This is a genomic window from Sphingomonas sp. UYP23 (genome assembly GCF_054059235.1).
Window position 1 is genome coordinate 1,837,083 of the sequence record NZ_JBSSBX010000001.1, and the last position, 15,870, is coordinate 1,852,952.

Sequence of the window (15,870 nt, forward strand, 5' to 3'; positions counted from 1 at the left end):
CTATTTCCCTGCGCGACTCGTGTCGCGAACGGCGCGGAATTCCGCGGATTTATACCAATTGGGCCAGTCGCTGCCGTCGGCGAGCTGACGCCCCAACCCATAATAGAGCTGGAGATCCTCGACCGCGCCCGACCAGTCCCACGCCGCATTATATTTGTCCTGCGGCTTGTGATAGCGGTTTTGGATATAATCGAGCGTCGCGGCATGCCCTGCCCCCTCCCCGCCGACGCGCAGATCCTCGCCCGATTCGCCATAGAACATCGGCACGCCCAGTTTGGCAAAGCTGAAATGGTCCGAGCGGAAATAGCTGCCGCGCTCGGGATTGGACTCGGGCTTGAGCACGCGGCCCTGCGCTTCGACCAGCAGCTTCATGCGATCTTCGAGCTCGGACTTGCCAGCCCCGGTCACGACGAAATCCCTGGTCCGGCCGATCACGTTGAGCCCGTCCATGTTCACCCCGCCGACGGTCTGCGCGATCGGATAGACCGGATGCTCGGCGTAATAGCGCGAGCCGAGCAGCCCACATTCCTCGCACGTCAGCGACATGAAGACGAGCGAGCGCTTGGCCGGCCCGGCCCTGGCACTCGCCTCGGCGAGCGCGACGAGCCCGGCGACGCCGCTCGCATTGTCGAGCGCGCCGTTGCAGATGTCGTCGCCCTTGACCGCATCGCAGTGCCCGAGATGGTCCCAATGCGCGGTGTAGAAGACATAGTCCTTGGGCGCGGTCTTGCCGGGCAGGATGCCGATGACGTTCTTCGACGCCTGCCGCTTGATCGTGTTGGCGAAGCTGACCGAGGCGGTGACACCGAGCGGAACGGCCCTGAAGCCCTTGGTCCTGGCAGCGGCGCTGAGCGTGTCGAAGTCCTGCCCGGCGCTGGCGAACAGCGCCTTTGCCTTGGCGAGCTGCATCCAGCCGATCGCCGCGCTCTGGTCGGCATGATCGCCCTTCTCGTCGAGCTCGAGTTGCGGGCCGGTCCAGCTCGACTGCACGACGCCCCAGCCATACGCCGCCGGTTCGGTGTCGTGGACGATGATCGCCGCGGTCGCGCCGTGGCGCGCGGCTTCCTCGAACTTGTAGGTCCAGCGGCCGTAATAGGTCATCGCCTTGCCCTCGAAGAGCCCGTCGCGTCCCGGCGTCTGCCAGTCGGGATCGTTGACCAGGATCACGACGGTCTTGCCGCGGACATCGACGCCAGCATAATCGTCCCACCCGCGTTCGGGCGCAGTGATGCCATAGCCGACGAACATGACGGGCGAATCCTTGATCGCGATCGTCGGCGTGACGCGATATGTCGCGAGCACCATGTCGCTGCGATAGTGCAGCGCGACCGGCGCCTTGCCGCCGCTGAAGGTCATCGGCGTCACGTCGTGCGCGGTCAGCTCGACCAGCGGCACCGCCTGGAACCAGCTGCCATTGTTGCCGGGCTCGAGCCCCGCCGCCTTGAAGCGCTCGACGATATAGGCGGTCGCCTTGTCCTCGCCCGGCGTGGTCGGCTTGCGGCCCTCGAGCGCGTCCGACGACAAGGTCTTGGTGACCTGCTTGAGCGTCTCGACCGAGATTACGGGCGCACGCGGGGCGGTCTGCGCGATCGCGCTGCTCGTCAGACCGGCAATGCCCAGCATCGCGGTGAAAATCGGCACAACGCGCATCGGCACATATCCCCCGTCAGCTTCAGGACCCTGTTCTGGCAGCCGCATCGCACCGGCGCAACGGGAACCCCACCGGTTGCTTGCACCCCCGAAAAAAGCCGGTAACATCTGTGCCAAGGGGAAATATTCGTGAAAAAGACCAGCTTTGCGGTGGCGTTAGCCACCTGTTTCGCCGCGCCACTGTCGGCTGCCGACCGTCCGGCGTCGGTGCCGAGCGACGCCGCCGCGCGCTTCGGCGCGCGCGAGGACATTCAGCAGGTCAGCCTTTCGCCGAGCGGCACGTCGATTGCTTATGTCGCGGCGATCAACGGGCGTGGCGCGGGGCTGTTCGTGGTGTCGATCGCCGATGGCGTCGCCAAGCCGATCCTCGCCTCGAGCGGTGATCCCGATCGGCTGACCTCGTGCAAATGGTCGACCGATACGCGGCTGGTCTGCGGCATCTACATGATCCTCGAGACGAGCGGCCTCACGCATCGCGGCTATAACGGCTATACCCGCCTGATCGCGCTCGACAGCGACGGCAAGAATCTGAAGGTGCTCAGCGCGCGCACCAACGATCGATCGCTGGGTGCGGCGTTCGGCGGTGGCGAGGTGATCGACTGGAACGGCGGCGCCCCGGGCACCGTCCTGCTGACCCGGCGCTACGTCCCCGAAGCAACCACGGGATCGCTGCTCGCCGAGACGCGCGAGGGGTTCGGGGTCGACCGGATCGACACCAATACGCTGCGGCGCGCGACCGTCGAGGCCCCCAATGACTCTGCGGTCGATTATATCAGCGACGGCTACGGCGCCGTGCGGATCATGGGCAAGCAGATCAAGCTCAACTCGGGCTACAATAGCGATACGATTCTCTATTCGTATCGCAAGGCGGGCGACCGCAACTGGCTGCCGCTCGGCACGCTCAAGACGACGGGCGGGGTGCTCTCGGGCTTCAACCCCTATGCCGTCGATCGCGATCGCAATCTGGTTTACGGCGTCGACAGCAAGGACGAGCGCAAGGCGCTCTTCTCGGTCGCACTCGACGGCAGCCTGACCAAGACGCTGGTGCTCGATCGCCCCGATGTCGATGTCGACGATCTGATCCGCATCGGACGCCAGGGTCGCGTGGTCGGCGCAAGCTTCATCACCGACAAGCGCCAGAGCGCCTTCTTCGATCCAGAGCTCAAGGCACTCGCGGCGTCGCTGTCGCGCGCGTTGCCCGGGCTGCCGCTGGTCACCTTCGTCGACGCCAGCGCCGACGAGAGCAAGGTGCTGTTGTTCGCCGGCAGCGACGTCGATCCGGGGCATTACTACCTCTACGACAAGGCCACGCGCCGGCTCGCCGAGGCGTTCCCCGCGCGCGCCGGCCTCGCCAAGACGACGCTCGCCGCGGTCAAGCCGGTCAGCTTTACCGCCGCCGACGGCACGCAGATCCCCGCCTATCTCACGCTCCCGCCGGGCAGCGACGGCAAGAACCTCCCGACCATCGTGATGCCGCATGGCGGCCCCGAGGCGCGCGACGAATGGGGTTTCGACTGGCTGTCGCAATTCTTCGCCAATCGCGGATATGCCGTGCTGCAGCCCAATTATCGCGGATCGACCGGCTATGGTATCGCCTGGTTCAACGACAATGGCTTCAAGTCGTGGCGGACCGCGATCGGCGACGTCAACGATGGCGGGCGCTGGCTGGTCAAGCAGGGCATCGCCGACCCAGCCAAGCTCGCGATCGTCGGCTGGTCCTATGGCGGTTATGCCGCGCTGCAATCCGCGGTGCTCGATCCCGCGCTGTTCAAGGCAATCGTCGCGGTCGCGCCGGTCACCGACCTTGAGACGCTGCGGCAGGAGCGGCACGACTATACCGACTTTACCGAGCAGGATGCGCGGATCGGCAAGGGGCCGCATGTCCGCGAAGGCTCGCCCGCGCAGAACGCCGCGCGGATCACCGCGCCGGTGCTGCTGTTCCACGGCGACCGCGACCAGAATGTCGGGATCGAAGAGTCGCGGCTGATGGCAGCGCGACTGAAAGCGGCAGGCAAGTCGGTCGAACTGGTCGAGTTCCCGCATCTCGACCACCAGCTCGACGACAGCAGCGCACGCGCCATGCTGCTCGGCAAGGCGGACGGCTTTCTGCGCACGACGCTGAAGCTGCCCGCGCAATAACGAAAAAGGGCGGCCCGTTGCGGGGCCGCCCTTCTTGTTCCGGATCGCGCCGTGGCGAAGCCACGTCGTCGGACGGTGCTGAGGCACCGCCGGCCGAGCCGCTGATGTGCGCTCGGCTCCAGCTGCGCTGGAGCCTTGCCTCAGCGGCTGTAGAACTCGACCACCAGGTTCGGTTCCATCTTCACCGGATAGGGCACTTCGTCGAGTGCCGGCACGCGCGTGAAGGTAACCTTCGCCGCGCCATCGGGCGCGACATAATCGGGGATTTCGCGCTCGGCGAGCTGCTGCGCTTCGAGGACCAGCGCCATTTCCTTGGCCTTCGTGCCCAGCGTAATCTCGTCACCGACGAAGCAGCGACGCGACGCGATGTTGCACTTCACGCCGTTGACGCGAACATGGCCGTGCGAAACGAGCTGACGCGCCGCCCAGACGGTCGGTGCGAACTTGGCGCGATAGACGATCATGTCGAGACGCTGCTCGAGCAGGCCGATCAGGTTCTGGCCGGTGTCGCCCTTCATGCGCGCGGCTTCGGTGTAGCAGGCGCGGAACTGCTTCTCGGTCACGTCGCCATAATAGCCCTTGAGCTTCTGCTTGGCGCGCAGCTGGATGCCGAAGTCCGAGACCTTGCCCTTGCGGCGCTGGCCGTGCTGGCCGGGGCCGTATTCGCGCTTGTTGACGGGCGACTTGGGACGACCCCAGATGTTCTCGCCCATCCGGCGATCGAGCTTGTACTTTGCGCTTGAACGCTTCGACATGTGATATTCCTTGGCAAGTGCTTCGTGACAAGACCGCCTGCCGGGGCAGGAGATCGATACCCGGTATCGCTCTATCCAAATCTTCAGGAGATTGGGGCAGGGCCACCACTTCACCGGGGTGCGGGGCCATTTGCGAAGGTGGGCGCCTAGCCGCGCGGGCGGCCCGAGTCAAGCTGGACAGGCACGATCCGCCCTGCCAAGACCACGGGCATGAGCGAGATCCTTTCCGGCCCCGACTGTACCACCATGATCGAGGTCCGCGCCGGCGTCGATCAGATCGATCGCGATCTGGTCGCGCGGCTGGCGCGCCGCTTCGCCTATATGGACGCCGCCGCGCGGATCAAACCCGCGCGGACGGCGGTGCGCGACGAGCCGCGCAAGACGCAGGTCATCGCCAATGCGGTGGCCGCAGCGCAGGCGGCGGGCGTGCCCGAAGCGATCGTCGCCGATCTTTGGGAGCAACTGGTCGAAGCGTCGATCACTTACGAACTGGCCGCGTTCGACCGACGCTGATCGCCGCCCCGGCCGGCGTCAGCGTGGCAGGTCGACGCCGTTGCCGTTGCGACGACTGTTCATCGATTCGGCCGCCCGCTGTCGCTCAGCGTCCAGCGCCGTCCATTCGGTCTTGGTGTGACAGACCCGCTTGACGAACAGCGACCCTGTCGATTCCTCGCTGCGGCAGACCTTCTTTTCCTTCTCGACCGGGGCGGGCGCAGCCACCGTGTCGGCCGCATAGGCAAGGCTTGGCGCACACAGCAGCACGGCGACGACTACAGTCTTCATAAAATCCCCCGAAATCGCGACTCGGCGCGTAGTAAGTCGTTGCCGCACCGCAATATAATGTCGTCGTGCGCAGATCAAGGACGTCGTGGGGTCTTGCCCGACAGCGCCGAAAGCACCCCGCGCAGCGTCCGCACTTCCTGCGCCGACCAGCCGGGCTTGGTCAGCAAGGTGCGCAGCGTCCGCCGCGTTACCGGGGTTCGGTCGGGGGGATAGAAGAAGTCGGTCGCGACGAGCATCGCATCGAGCTGGCCGATCATCCCGTCGAGCTCGGCCTGGGGGGCTGCCTCGTGCAACTCGACCGCGGGCGGCTGGGCGAGCCCCATCCCCTTCGACCATTCGTACGCAACCAGGATCACCGCCTGCGCCAAGTTGAGCGAGCCGAATTCGGGGTTGATCGGCACGGTGATGATCGTGCGGGCGAGCGCGACGTCGTCGGTTTCGAGCCCCGATCGCTCGGGCCCGAACAGGATCGCCGCCCGCCCCGGCCCGGCGTGGATCGCGGTGGCGGCCTCCTCGGGGGTCACCACCGGCTTGGTCACACCGCGTTTGCGCACCGTGGTGGCATAGACATGGCTGCAATCGGCGACAGCGTCTGCGACGGTCTCGTAGACCTGCGCGCGCTCGAGCACGATATCGGCACCCGAAGCCGCGGGGCCAGCCGACGGATTGGGCCAGCCATCGCGCGGCGAGACAAGCCGCATCTCGATCAGCCCGAAATTGAGCATCGCGCGCGCAGCCTTGCCGATATTTTCGCCGAGTTGCGGACGAACGAGGACGAGGACGGGCGGCGGAACGGGCGGCAAATCGCTCACGCCTTGCCGACCTCGCTCACCGTGCCGGCGAACTCCTCGAAATCGCGCGCCTCGCGAAAGTCCTTATAGACGCTGGCGAAGCGGATATAGGCGACCGAATCGAGGCCCTTAAGCCCCTCCATCACCATCTCGCCGATCCGCCCCGAGCGCACTTCGCTCTCGCCCTGCGTCTCGAGCTGGCGCTGGATGCCCGAGACGAGCTTCTCCAGCCGCACCGCCTCGATCGGGCGTTTGCGCGCTGCGATCGAGACTGAGCGCAGCAGTTTCTCGCGGTCGAACGGCTCGCGCTTGTCCTCGCTCTTGAGCACCGTCAGCTCGCGCAATTGGATCCGCTCGAACGTGGTGAAGCGCGCTGCACACCCTTCGCATTGGCGCCGGCGTCGGATCGCACCGGCATCTTCGGTCGGACGCGAATCCTTGACCTGGCTGTCTTCATGTCCGCAAAAGGGGCAGCGCATCTTCTATTTGTTCAACTTTCGATAAGCGGCATAGCCGACCCCGAGCAGCGCGCCCGTCACCAGCGAAAAGGGCAGCACGATCGCCGCCAGCGCCCCGACGACGGCGCCGCCGACCAGCCGGTTGCCGTCCTCGCCGCCGATCAGCGTGCTCGTCTTGTCGACCGCACTGTCGAGCACCTCGACAACATCGTCACCCACGGCACGGGCCATGTCTTCGAAAGTGGTCTTGGGCTTCTCGTCACCAGCATGGTCGGTCATGTCAGCTCTCCGGATAGATCGGGAACCGGTGACATAGTGCAATAACACGCTCGCGTACAGCGGCTTCTACGGCGGGGTCGCCCGCCTCGCCCTTCTGGCGCAGCCCGTCGAGCACATCGGCGACCATGTTGCCGATCTCGCGGAACTCGGCCGGACCGAAGCCGCGCGTCGTGCCGGCAGGGGTGCCGACGCGGATCCCGCTGGTCTTGGTCGGCGGCAGCGGGTCGTTCGGGATGCCGTTCTTGTTGCAGGTGATGTTCGCCCGCTCGAGTGCCTCGTCGGCGTCCTTGCCGGTGACGCCGAGCGGGGTCAGGTCGATCAGCGCGAGATGCGTGTCGGTGCCGCCCGACACGATCTCCGCGCCGCGCTCCTTGAGCGTTGCCGCGAGCACCTTGGCATTCTCCATCACCGCGGCGATGTAGCTCTTGTAGCCGGGCTCGAGCGCTTCGCCGAACGCGACCGCCTTGGCGGCGATGACATGCATCAGCGGCCCGCCCTGCAACCCCGGGAACACCGCCGAATTGAACTTCTTGCCGAGCGCCTCGTCATTGCTGAGGATCATGCCGCCGCGCGGGCCCCGCAGCGTCTTGTGGGTCGTCGTCGTCACGACATGCGCATGGGGAAGCGGCGAGGGATGGAGCCCTGCCGCGACCAGGCCGGCGAAATGCGCCATGTCGACCATGAAGAACGCGCCGACCTCGTCGGCGATCGCGCGGAACTTGGCGAAATCGATCTGCCGCGGATAGGCCGAGCCGCCCGCGATGATGAGCTTGGGCTTGTGCTCGCGCGCAAGGCTCGCGACCTCGTCGAAGTCGATCAGATGGGTCACCGGATCGACGCCGTACTGCACGGCGTTGAACCATTTGCCCGACATCGCCGCGCGCGCGCCGTGCGTCAGATGGCCGCCAGCGTCGAGGCTCATGCCGAGGATCGTCTCACCCGGCTTGACCAGCGCCAGCATCACCGCGCCGTTCGCCTGCGCGCCCGAATGGGGCTGGACGTTGACATAGGCACAGCCGAACAGCTGCTTTGCGCGGTCGATCGCCAGCGTCTCGACCTCGTCCGACGGGTGGCAACCCTGGTAATAGCGCTTGCCGGGATAGCCTTCGGCATATTTGTTGGTGAAGACCGAACCCTGCGCCTGCAGCACCGCCTTCGACACGATGTTCTCGGAGGCGATCAGTTCGATCTGCGTCTGCTCGCGCGTCAATTCGTGCTGGACGCCGGCGAACACCGCAGGATCGGCCTCGGCCAGGCCGCGCGTGAAGAAGCCGTCGGGCTGGACGTCGTGGAGGATGGTAGGGTTGGTGCTCATGCCGGGTCCTTCGCGAGAGCTGGGGCGCCGAGCTTGTCGACGCGGGTTTGATGGCGGCCACCGGCGAAATCGGTGGTCAGGAAAGCGGTGATGCAGGCCTTGGCCATGTCCTCGCCGAGCAGCCGTGCGCCAAGCGCGACGACGTTTGCGTCGTTATGCTCACGCGCCAAGGCGGCGGACAACGGTTCCGAGACAAGCGCGCAGCGCATCGCCGGATGCCGGTTGACCGCGATCGAAATGCCAATGCCAGAGCCGCACAAGGCGATGCCGCGCTCGGCCGCACCCGTCGCGACCGCATCGGCCAGGCGATAGCCGAAATCGGGATAATCGACGCGGGCGTCGCTGTCGGGGCCGAGATCGACCACGTCGTACCCGTCCGCCGCAAGCCAGGCAGCGAGCAGACCTTTCAGCGCAAAAGCAGCGTGGTCGGAGGCGATGGCGATGCGCAACGGAGGCGCGCTCCCAATGGAGTTGAGCGGATCGCAAGCGCTTTAGCCAAGCATGCGCGAAATTGCCACACTCAAGCGCGCAGAATCGCCGGGTGGCGATTGCGATGCAGCGCGGCCGCGGCTAGGATGTTGATCTGTGATAGATTCAGCGCCCCGCCAACCCGCAAATGCCGTCACCGAGCCGGCTGACGCGGCGCGTATCCGGCTGGTCGAAGCGTTGATCCGCACGGGCGAGGAGGATCGCTCCGCGTTCCGCGATCTCTATTCGCTGACCTCAGCGAAGCTATTCGGGATCTGCTACCGTATCTGCGGCGAAAGGCAGGCTGCGGAAGACGTGTTGCACGACGTATATCTCACCATCTGGAAACGCGCCGGCGCCTACGAACCCGCGCGCGCCAGCCCGATCACCTGGCTCGCGACCATCGCGCGCAACCGGGCGATCGACTGGCAGCGCGCGCAGACCGTGCGCCGCGCGACGCCGATCGAGGATGCGCCACCGATCCTCGACACCGCGCCGCTCGCCAGCGAGACGATGCTCGAGGACGAGGCGTCGCACCAGTTGCACGCATGCCTCGACAGCCTCGAGGAACGGCAGCGCGCCGCGATCCGCACCGCCTTCTTCGACGGCGTGACCTATGCCGAGCTTGCCGAGCGCGAGGCGGTTCCGCTCGGGACGATGAAAAGCTGGGTGCGCCGTGGTCTCGCGCGCCTGAAAGCGTGTCTCGAGGGATGAGCGACCTGCCACCCTCCGATGTCCATGACGACGATCTGCCCGACACGACCGCGGGCGAGTTCGCACTCGGCCTGCTCGATGGCGACGCCCGCGCCGCCGCGACCCGGCGCGTGCTGGCCGAGCCGGCATTCGCGCGCGCGGTCGAGGCCTGGCGCCTGCATTTCGCGCAGCTGTTTGCGCTGTGGCCCGAAATGCCTGCCCCCGATCTGTTCGCCCGGATTGAGCGATCCTTAAACGGCCATGCCGCGGCGACCGTCGCGACGCTGCCGGTGCGCACGCCGAGCAAGCTCTGGCCGGGCATCGCCGCAGTGTCGAGCGTCGCCGCCGCAGCCTTGCTGGTCGTGCTGTTCACGCGTCCGCTACCCGTGCCGCCGCCGCCGCGAGCGCCCGCCGCACCCCGCATCGTCGAGACCGGTCCGACCTTGGTCGCCTCGATCACGCCGACCGCGAAGGGCGCGCCCGTCACGGTCATCTACAACGCACGCGCCGGGTCGCTCCGCCTTACCGAAGCGAGCCTTGCCGACGCCAAGCGGACCGCCGAGCTGTGGGTAATCCCGGCCGGTGGGACGCCGCATTCGCTCGGGCTGCTGGCATCGCGTGGCGGCACGGCGCTGACGCTCACCGCCGACAATCGTGCGCGGATCACTGTCGGCGCGACGCTCGCCGTGTCGCTCGAGCCGATCGGCGGCTCGCCGACGGGGCTGCCGACCGGGCCGGTCGTCGCAACGGGTGCGCTCTCGCGCGTATAAGCGCTGCAGAGATGAAATTAGGTCCGGTTGCATCCGTAACAACTGCTGCCGCGTAGCTCCGCCGCGTCCGGTCTACCGGGCGAACAGCTGGAGAGAATTCTCATGAATCGCACCATCCGCACCTCGATCGTTGCCGCCGCAATCGCCCTCAGCGGCGCGTCGCTCGCTTATGCCCAGACCAACCCGATGGTCGGCGGCGCCGCGATGTATCCGACCAAGAATATCGTCGAGAATGCCGTCAATTCGAAGGACCACACCACGCTCGTCGCCGCGGTCAAGGCCGCCGGCCTCGTCGAGACGCTCAGCGGCCCCGGCCCCTTCACCGTGTTCGCGCCGACCAACGCCGCCTTCGCCAAGCTGCCCAAGGGCACGGTCGATACGCTGCTCAAGCCCGAGAACAAGGCAACGCTCGCGGCGGTGCTGACCTACCACGTCGTCCCGGGCACGATCACCGCGCAGGACATCGCCGCCAAGGCCAAGGCCAATATGGGCAAGGCGACCTACACGACCGTCCAGGGCGGCACGCTGACCTTCATGAAGTCGGGCAATGGCTGGGGCATCATGGACGGCAAGGGCCACAAGGGAAAAGTGACCATTGCCAATGTCATGCAGTCGAACGGCGTGATTCACGTCATCGACACCGTGATGATGCCGTAAAAGTTTGTCGCACGGGCGTGCATCCAGCCATGCCGCTTGTGCGTATCTACCGTGTCGCTGCCCCAAGCAGCGGCGTGTAACACCGTCGTCGGATCCCCTCCTTTGCGACGAATGGTGGCGTAAACGGACCTGTCGGCCCCCCTTTAGCCGGCAGGTCCTTTTCATTTCGACGCGATCCCGTCATGGAAGCGTCACCGGATCGTCGTAGTGCGTGCGCGCTACCGCTCGCCGCAGTCTTGGCGGGAGCGTCCGGCAGGAGAGTTTTTCCATGGCCAATGCCCTCCGATCGCTCAAGGACCGCGTGGTCCACCGTCCCGGCAAACGGCCGGTCAAGAACCGTGCGGTGCGCAACGCCGTCCTGCAGCACAAGCATCTCTCGAAACAGGGACTGCTCGAACGCGCCTTCACCTTCGCGTTTCGCGGCCTCGTCTATGCGCAGATCTGGGAAGATCCCGCAGTCGACATGGAAGCGCTTGCCATCACCCCCGACAGCCATGTCGTCACGATCGCTTCGGGCGGGTGCAACATGATGTCGTACCTTACCGCCGACCCGCGCGCGATCACCGCGGTCGATCTCAACCCGGCGCATATCGCGCTCAACAAGTTGAAGCTCGTCGCCGCGCGGCATCTGCCCGATTACGACGCCTTCCACCGCTTCTTCGCACAAGCCAACAGCCGCCAGAACGTGCTCGCCTATCGCACCTATATCCGGCCCCATCTCGACGCGACCTCGCTCGCCTATTGGGAGGGTCGCGACATGGTCGGCCGCCGCCGGATCGGCGGGTTCGCCAAGAACGTCTACAAGCGCGGGCTGCTCGGGAATTTCATCGGCGTTGCGCATCTGCTGGCTCGGCTCAACGGGGTGAACCCCAAGATCCTGCTCACCGCGCAATCGATCGAGGAACAGCGCGAGATCTTCGACCGCGAGTTCGCGCCGTTCTTCGACAAGGGCTTCGTCAAATGGATCACCGACCAGCCCGCCTCGCTGTTCGGGCTCGGCATTCCGCCCGCGCAATATGAAGCGCTGGCCGGTGACGAAAAGATGGCCGTTGTGTTGCGCGAGCGGCTCGAAAAGCTCGCCTGCGACTTCGACATCAAGGACAATTATTTCGCCTGGCAGGCGTTCGGCCGCGGCTATGGCAAGGACGCAAGCGCGCCGCTGCCACCGTATCTCCAACGCGACCATTATGCCGAGATCGTCAAGCGCGCCTCGCGGATCGAAGTGCGCCACACCAATTTCACCGATTATCTGCGCGAGCAGGCCGACGCCTCGCTCGACCGGTATATCCTGCTCGATGCGCAGGACTGGATGACCGATGCGCAGCTGACCGAGCTGTGGAGCGAGATCACGCGCACCGCCAAGCCCGGTGCCCGCGTGCTGTTCCGCACCGCAGGCGAGCCGACGATCCTGCCCGGGCGCGTGCCCGACGCGATCCTCGGCCAATGGCAGTATCGCGCAGAAGACTCGCTCGACTACACCAAGCGCGACCGTTCCTCGATCTATGGCGGCGTCCACCTCTACGTGCTCGGATGAGCGACACGACGATGGCGGCGGGCCATGCCGGGCATATGGATGCGATCTACCGGTCGCAGCGGCATATCTATGATCTGACCCGAAAATATTACCTGCTCGGACGCGATTCGCTGATCGCCGGAATCGCGCCGCCAACCGGGGGCAGCGTGCTCGAGATCGGCTGCGGCACCGGACGCAACCTGATCGCGGCAGCGCGCGAATGGCCCGATGCCCGCTTCTTCGGAATCGATATTTCGGAGGCGATGCTTGAGACCGCACGCGCGAAAGTCGCGGCGGCGGGGTTGAGCGGCCAGATCGTACTTGCGCAGGGCGACGCGACCGCATTCGACGCGACCGCGCTGTTCGGCGTCGCGCACTTCGACCGGATCTTCCAAAGCTACACGCTGTCGATGATCCCCGACTGGCGCGGCGCGATCCGCGAAGGTGCCGCAAAACTCGCGGCCGGTGGGCGGCTCGACGTGGTCGATTTCGGCCAGCAGGAACGTTTGCCGCGTGCCTTCCGCGCCGCCTTGTTCGCCTGGCTCGCCAAGTTCGACGTGGCGCCCCGCGCGACGCTGCAACCCGCGCTGATCGAAGCGGCGAGCGAGGCCGGCGCAACCGCGCGCTTCCGCCCGCTCTATCGCGGCTATGCCTGGTCGGGCAGCATCGTGCGCCCCGCCGCATGAACCCGCCGCAGCTGCCGCGCTGGCTCGGGCTTGCCGGGCTGCTGCCGCAGCTCGCGGCGGCGGCGATCGTACTGAGCGGGGATCCGGCCCTGCGCTTTGCCGCGCTGTCGCTCGGCTATGCTTATGCTGCGCTGATCCTGAGCTTTCTCGGCGGGCTGTGGTGGGGAATCGCGGCGGGCAAGGAGCGCCCGCCCGAATGGCTGTGGGTCGCCGCGATCGTCCCCTCGCTCGTCGCGCTCGCCAGTGCGGTTCCCTGGGCGGTGGGCGAGCCGTGGCCGGGGCCATCACTGATCCTGCTCGGCATCGGCTTGATCGCGGCGCTTGGCGTGGACTGGCTCCTCGCCAAGCGCGGCCTCGTTCCGATCTGGTGGATGCGGCTGCGCATCCCGCTGTCGCTCGGCCTGGGGCTGCTGACACTGTTGATCGGGGCGGTCTGATCAGTGGCCGAAGAGCAGCCACAGCAGCAGAATGACCGGGATCGGCACGCCGATCAGCCACAAGATACAACCCTTACCCATATATTCCTCCATTGATTTCAGAGGCGTAACGAAGCTCGGGCAGGGCGGTTCCGCCGCCGGCGTAGCACGGGAGCCGGTTCGCCGCGTCGGCGAGCCTGTGCCAGAGATGCGGTCGACAGGACGCGACCATGTGCGAATGGATGGCGCCAGGGCCTTCAACGTCATGGATGGCCCGAGGGCCATAGCTATGCCGAGCGCTTGGGCGTTTCGGTCGATCAGATGTTGGCGGAACCGGCCACGTCCGCGACCATCGTCGCCGCTCAGGCGGCCTTGCGCAACTCCAACCGGCTCCAGATCTCGACCAGGGCATTGGTCAGATCACGCATCATCGCCGTGTCGTGCGCCGGACCGGGCGTGAAACGCAGTCGCTCGGTGCCGCGCGGCACGGTCGGGTAATTGATCGGCTGGACGTACACGCCATATTCGGCGAGCAGGATGTCGCTGATCTTCTTGGCCTTGATCGGATCCCCGACCATCAGCGGCACGATATGCGTGGTCGAATCCATCACCGGCAGCCCGGACTCGGCGAACAGCGTCTTGAGCATCGTCGCCGCAGCCTGCTGCCCGTCGCGCTCGACGCTCGACGCCTTGAGGTGGCGCACTGCGGCCAGCGCGCCCGCGACCAGCACCGGCGACAGCGAGGTCGTGAAGATGAACCCCGGCGCGTACGAGCGGATCACGTCGATGATCGTCTGGTCGGCGCTGATATAGCCGCCCATCACGCCGATCGCCTTGCCGAGCGTGCCCTCGATGATCGTCAACCGGTGCGCGACGCCGTCGCGTTCCGAAATGCCGCCGCCCCGCGCGCCGTACATGCCGACCGCATGGACCTCGTCGAGATAGGTCAACGCATTGTAGCGGTCGGCGAGATCGCAGATCTCGGCGATCGGCGCGACGTCGCCGTCCATCGAATAGACGCTCTCGAACGCGATCAGCTTGGGTACTGAAGGATCAGTCGCGGCGAGCAGTTCCTCGAGATGCGCGACGTCGTTGTGGCGGAAGACGTGCTTCTCGCACCCCGAATTGCGGATCCCCGCGATCATCGAGGCGTGGTTGAGTTCGTCCGAGAAGATCACGCAGCCCGGCAGCACCTTGGCGAGGGTCGCCAGCGTCGCCTCGTTCGAGACATAGCCGCTGGTGAACAGCAACGCGCCTTCCTTGCCGTGCAGATCGGCAAGCTCGGCTTCGAGATCGACATGGTAATGCGTGTTGCCGCCGATATTGCGCGTGCCGCCCGAACCCGCGCCGACATCATGCAGCGCGCCTTCCATCGCCGCGATCACATCGGGATGCTGGCCCATCGCGAGATAATCGTTCGAGCACCACACCGTGATCGGCTTGGGGCCGTTATGCCCGGCAAAGCAGCGCGCGTTGGGAAACGCACCCTTGTTGCGCAGGATGTCGATGAAGACGCGATAGCGCCCCTCGACATGCAGACGATCGATCGCCTGCGTGAAGATTCGGGAGTAATCGACTCCGCGAGGCGGTGTGTCCACGTCCATCGCCGCGATCTAGACCTTGATCGCGCGAAATTCCAGCGGGTTTACGCGATCAGCGTGATCGAACGGGTGGTCATAATGTCTCACGTCGTCCGAGACCGAACCGCGCCAGCGCGGACGCCAGCGCCTCGGTCGTCGCGTCGCTCGCGGTGAACACCGCGCGCCCGTCGCCCGCAGCCTTAGGCCAGCCCTGCCCCCGCGTGAGGAACGCGATCCGCCGCGCGATCCCAGCACTGCCATCGACGAAGATCACCGGGTGCGGCGCGGCGGCCGCCAATTCGTCTGCGACGAGCGGGAAATGCGTGCAGGCGTTGACGATCGTGTCGATTCGCCCGCCGCCGGGCTGGCCGAACAATCCGTCGAGGATCGCGGCATAGCGCGCCGGGTCGGTAGCATGGCCGTGGAGCTTGGCCTCGGCGAGCTCGACCAGTTCGGCCGAGCCATGCCGCAACACCGTGCAATCGGCGGCGAATCGCGTCGCGAGATCGTCGACATAGGGCTGGCGCACCGTCGCATTGGTGCCGAGCACCCCGATCACGCGCGTCTTGCTGACCAGGGCGGCGGGCTTGATCGCGGGCACCGTCCCCACCACGGGCACGTCGAGCGCCTCGCGCACCGCGGCGAGCGCGATCGTCGAGGCGGTGTTGCACGCGATCACGATCAGCCGCGGGCGATAGCGCTCGGCAAGCCGCCCGAGCAGCGCTGGCACGCGCGCGGCGATCTCGGCCTCGCTCTTGGTGCCGTACGGAAACCCCGCCGAATCGGCGACATAGACGACCGGCATCTGCGGCAGCAGCGCGCGCGCCGCGGCGAGCACCGACAGGCCGCCGATCCCGGAATCGAAAAACAGAACGGGTCGTGAATCCATCGCCGCGCCATAACCCAGCGCAGCGATT

General features: G+C 66.3%; 19 protein-coding genes. 8 read left to right on the forward strand and 11 right to left on the reverse strand.

The features are described from left to right. A complete protein-coding gene (locus ACVWYO_RS09085) occupies positions 1–1,623 on the reverse strand; it encodes a M28 family metallopeptidase (RefSeq protein ID WP_457354924.1) in 1,623 nt (540 codons plus the stop codon). A 156-nt stretch (positions 1,624–1,779) separates the two neighbouring features. Here ACVWYO_RS09085 and ACVWYO_RS09090 point away from each other — a divergent pair, with 156 nt between their 5' ends. Then, complete coding sequence (locus ACVWYO_RS09090) at positions 1,780–3,789, forward strand: alpha/beta hydrolase family protein (protein ID WP_457350068.1); 2,010 nt, start codon at positions 1,780–1,782, stop codon at positions 3,787–3,789. A gap of 140 nt (positions 3,790–3,929) precedes the next feature. On the opposite strand, the gene rpsD is transcribed toward ACVWYO_RS09090, so the two are convergent. After that, positions 3,930–4,544 carry a 30S ribosomal protein S4 gene (rpsD, locus tag ACVWYO_RS09095; protein ID WP_010184468.1) on the reverse strand — a complete coding sequence of 205 codons (615 nt, stop codon included), beginning with the start codon at positions 4,542–4,544 and terminating at the stop codon, positions 3,930–3,932. A gap of 210 nt (positions 4,545–4,754) precedes the next feature. Here rpsD and ACVWYO_RS09100 point away from each other — a divergent pair, with 210 nt between their 5' ends. Continuing rightward, complete coding sequence (locus tag ACVWYO_RS09100) at positions 4,755–5,057, forward strand: chorismate mutase (protein ID WP_457350070.1); 303 nt, start codon at positions 4,755–4,757, stop codon at positions 5,055–5,057. An 18-nt stretch (positions 5,058–5,075) separates the two neighbouring features. Here the strand turns inward: ACVWYO_RS09100 and ACVWYO_RS09105 are convergent, their stop codons facing one another. The 6 genes from ACVWYO_RS09105 to rpiB all read right to left on the reverse strand — a co-directional run bounded on the left by ACVWYO_RS09105 (position 5,076) and on the right by rpiB (position 8,619). Next, complete coding sequence (locus ACVWYO_RS09105; RefSeq protein WP_457350072.1) at positions 5,076–5,327, reverse strand: hypothetical protein; 252 nt, start codon at positions 5,325–5,327, stop codon at positions 5,076–5,078. Between the two features lie 74 nt (positions 5,328–5,401). Beyond that, on the reverse strand, positions 5,402–6,130 hold the full coding sequence (locus ACVWYO_RS09110) for an RNA methyltransferase (RefSeq protein WP_457354926.1): 729 nt from the start codon (positions 6,128–6,130) through the stop codon (positions 5,402–5,404). 5 nt (positions 6,131–6,135) lie between these two features. Continuing rightward, positions 6,136–6,597: a transcriptional regulator NrdR gene (nrdR, locus tag ACVWYO_RS09115; RefSeq protein ID WP_133191383.1), complete on the reverse strand. Its 462-nt coding sequence runs from the start codon at positions 6,595–6,597 to the stop codon at positions 6,136–6,138. A 3-nt stretch (positions 6,598–6,600) separates the two neighbouring features. Then, positions 6,601–6,855: a hypothetical protein gene (locus ACVWYO_RS09120; protein ID WP_140850750.1), complete on the reverse strand. Its 255-nt coding sequence runs from the start codon at positions 6,853–6,855 to the stop codon at positions 6,601–6,603. 1 nt (position 6,856) lies between these two features. After that, on the reverse strand, positions 6,857–8,170 hold the full coding sequence (gene glyA, locus ACVWYO_RS09125) for a serine hydroxymethyltransferase (RefSeq protein ID WP_457350075.1): 1,314 nt from the start codon (positions 8,168–8,170) through the stop codon (positions 6,857–6,859). After that, on the reverse strand, positions 8,167–8,619 hold the full coding sequence (gene rpiB / locus ACVWYO_RS09130) for a ribose 5-phosphate isomerase B (RefSeq protein ID WP_457350077.1): 453 nt from the start codon (positions 8,617–8,619) through the stop codon (positions 8,167–8,169). Before rpiB ends, glyA begins: the two co-directional genes overlap by 4 nt. Positions 8,620–8,755: 136 nt before the next feature. Here rpiB and ACVWYO_RS09135 point away from each other — a divergent pair, with 136 nt between their 5' ends. From ACVWYO_RS09135 to ACVWYO_RS09160, 6 genes are all read left to right on the forward strand, one after another. After that, positions 8,756–9,352: a sigma-70 family RNA polymerase sigma factor gene (locus ACVWYO_RS09135; protein WP_457350079.1), complete on the forward strand. Its 597-nt coding sequence runs from the start codon at positions 8,756–8,758 to the stop codon at positions 9,350–9,352. Then, on the forward strand, positions 9,349–10,101 hold the full coding sequence (locus ACVWYO_RS09140) for an anti-sigma factor (protein ID WP_457350081.1): 753 nt from the start codon (positions 9,349–9,351) through the stop codon (positions 10,099–10,101). Before ACVWYO_RS09135 ends, ACVWYO_RS09140 begins: the two co-directional genes overlap by 4 nt. A 102-nt stretch (positions 10,102–10,203) precedes the next feature. Then, a complete protein-coding gene (locus tag ACVWYO_RS09145) occupies positions 10,204–10,758 on the forward strand; it encodes a fasciclin domain-containing protein (RefSeq protein WP_140850746.1) in 555 nt (184 codons plus the stop codon). A 268-nt stretch (positions 10,759–11,026) separates the two neighbouring features. Beyond that, the gene (locus tag ACVWYO_RS09150) at positions 11,027–12,292 is read left to right on the forward strand and encodes a DUF3419 family protein (protein WP_457350084.1); all 1,266 of its coding nucleotides are present in this window, start codon (positions 11,027–11,029) and stop codon (positions 12,290–12,292) included. Then, positions 12,289–12,957, forward strand: coding sequence for a class I SAM-dependent methyltransferase (locus ACVWYO_RS09155; RefSeq protein ID WP_457350086.1), 669 nt, complete (start codon positions 12,289–12,291; stop codon positions 12,955–12,957). Before ACVWYO_RS09150 ends, ACVWYO_RS09155 begins: the two co-directional genes overlap by 4 nt. Continuing rightward, on the forward strand, positions 12,954–13,394 hold the full coding sequence (locus tag ACVWYO_RS09160) for a DUF3429 domain-containing protein (RefSeq protein ID WP_457350088.1): 441 nt from the start codon (positions 12,954–12,956) through the stop codon (positions 13,392–13,394). The genes ACVWYO_RS09155 and ACVWYO_RS09160 overlap by 4 nt, the downstream gene beginning before the upstream one ends. On the opposite strand, the gene ACVWYO_RS09165 is transcribed toward ACVWYO_RS09160, so the two are convergent. From ACVWYO_RS09165 to murI, 3 genes are all read right to left on the reverse strand, one after another. Continuing rightward, positions 13,395–13,640: a hypothetical protein gene (locus ACVWYO_RS09165; RefSeq protein WP_457350090.1), complete on the reverse strand. Its 246-nt coding sequence runs from the start codon at positions 13,638–13,640 to the stop codon at positions 13,395–13,397. 95 nt (positions 13,641–13,735) lie between these two features. Then, positions 13,736–14,977 carry a 5-aminolevulinate synthase gene (gene hemA, locus ACVWYO_RS09170; protein ID WP_457350092.1) on the reverse strand — a complete coding sequence of 414 codons (1,242 nt, stop codon included), beginning with the start codon at positions 14,975–14,977 and terminating at the stop codon, positions 13,736–13,738. 70 nt (positions 14,978–15,047) lie between these two features. Next, positions 15,048–15,842: a glutamate racemase gene (gene murI, locus ACVWYO_RS09175; protein ID WP_457350094.1), complete on the reverse strand. Its 795-nt coding sequence runs from the start codon at positions 15,840–15,842 to the stop codon at positions 15,048–15,050. Positions 15,843–15,870 lie beyond the last annotated feature (28 nt).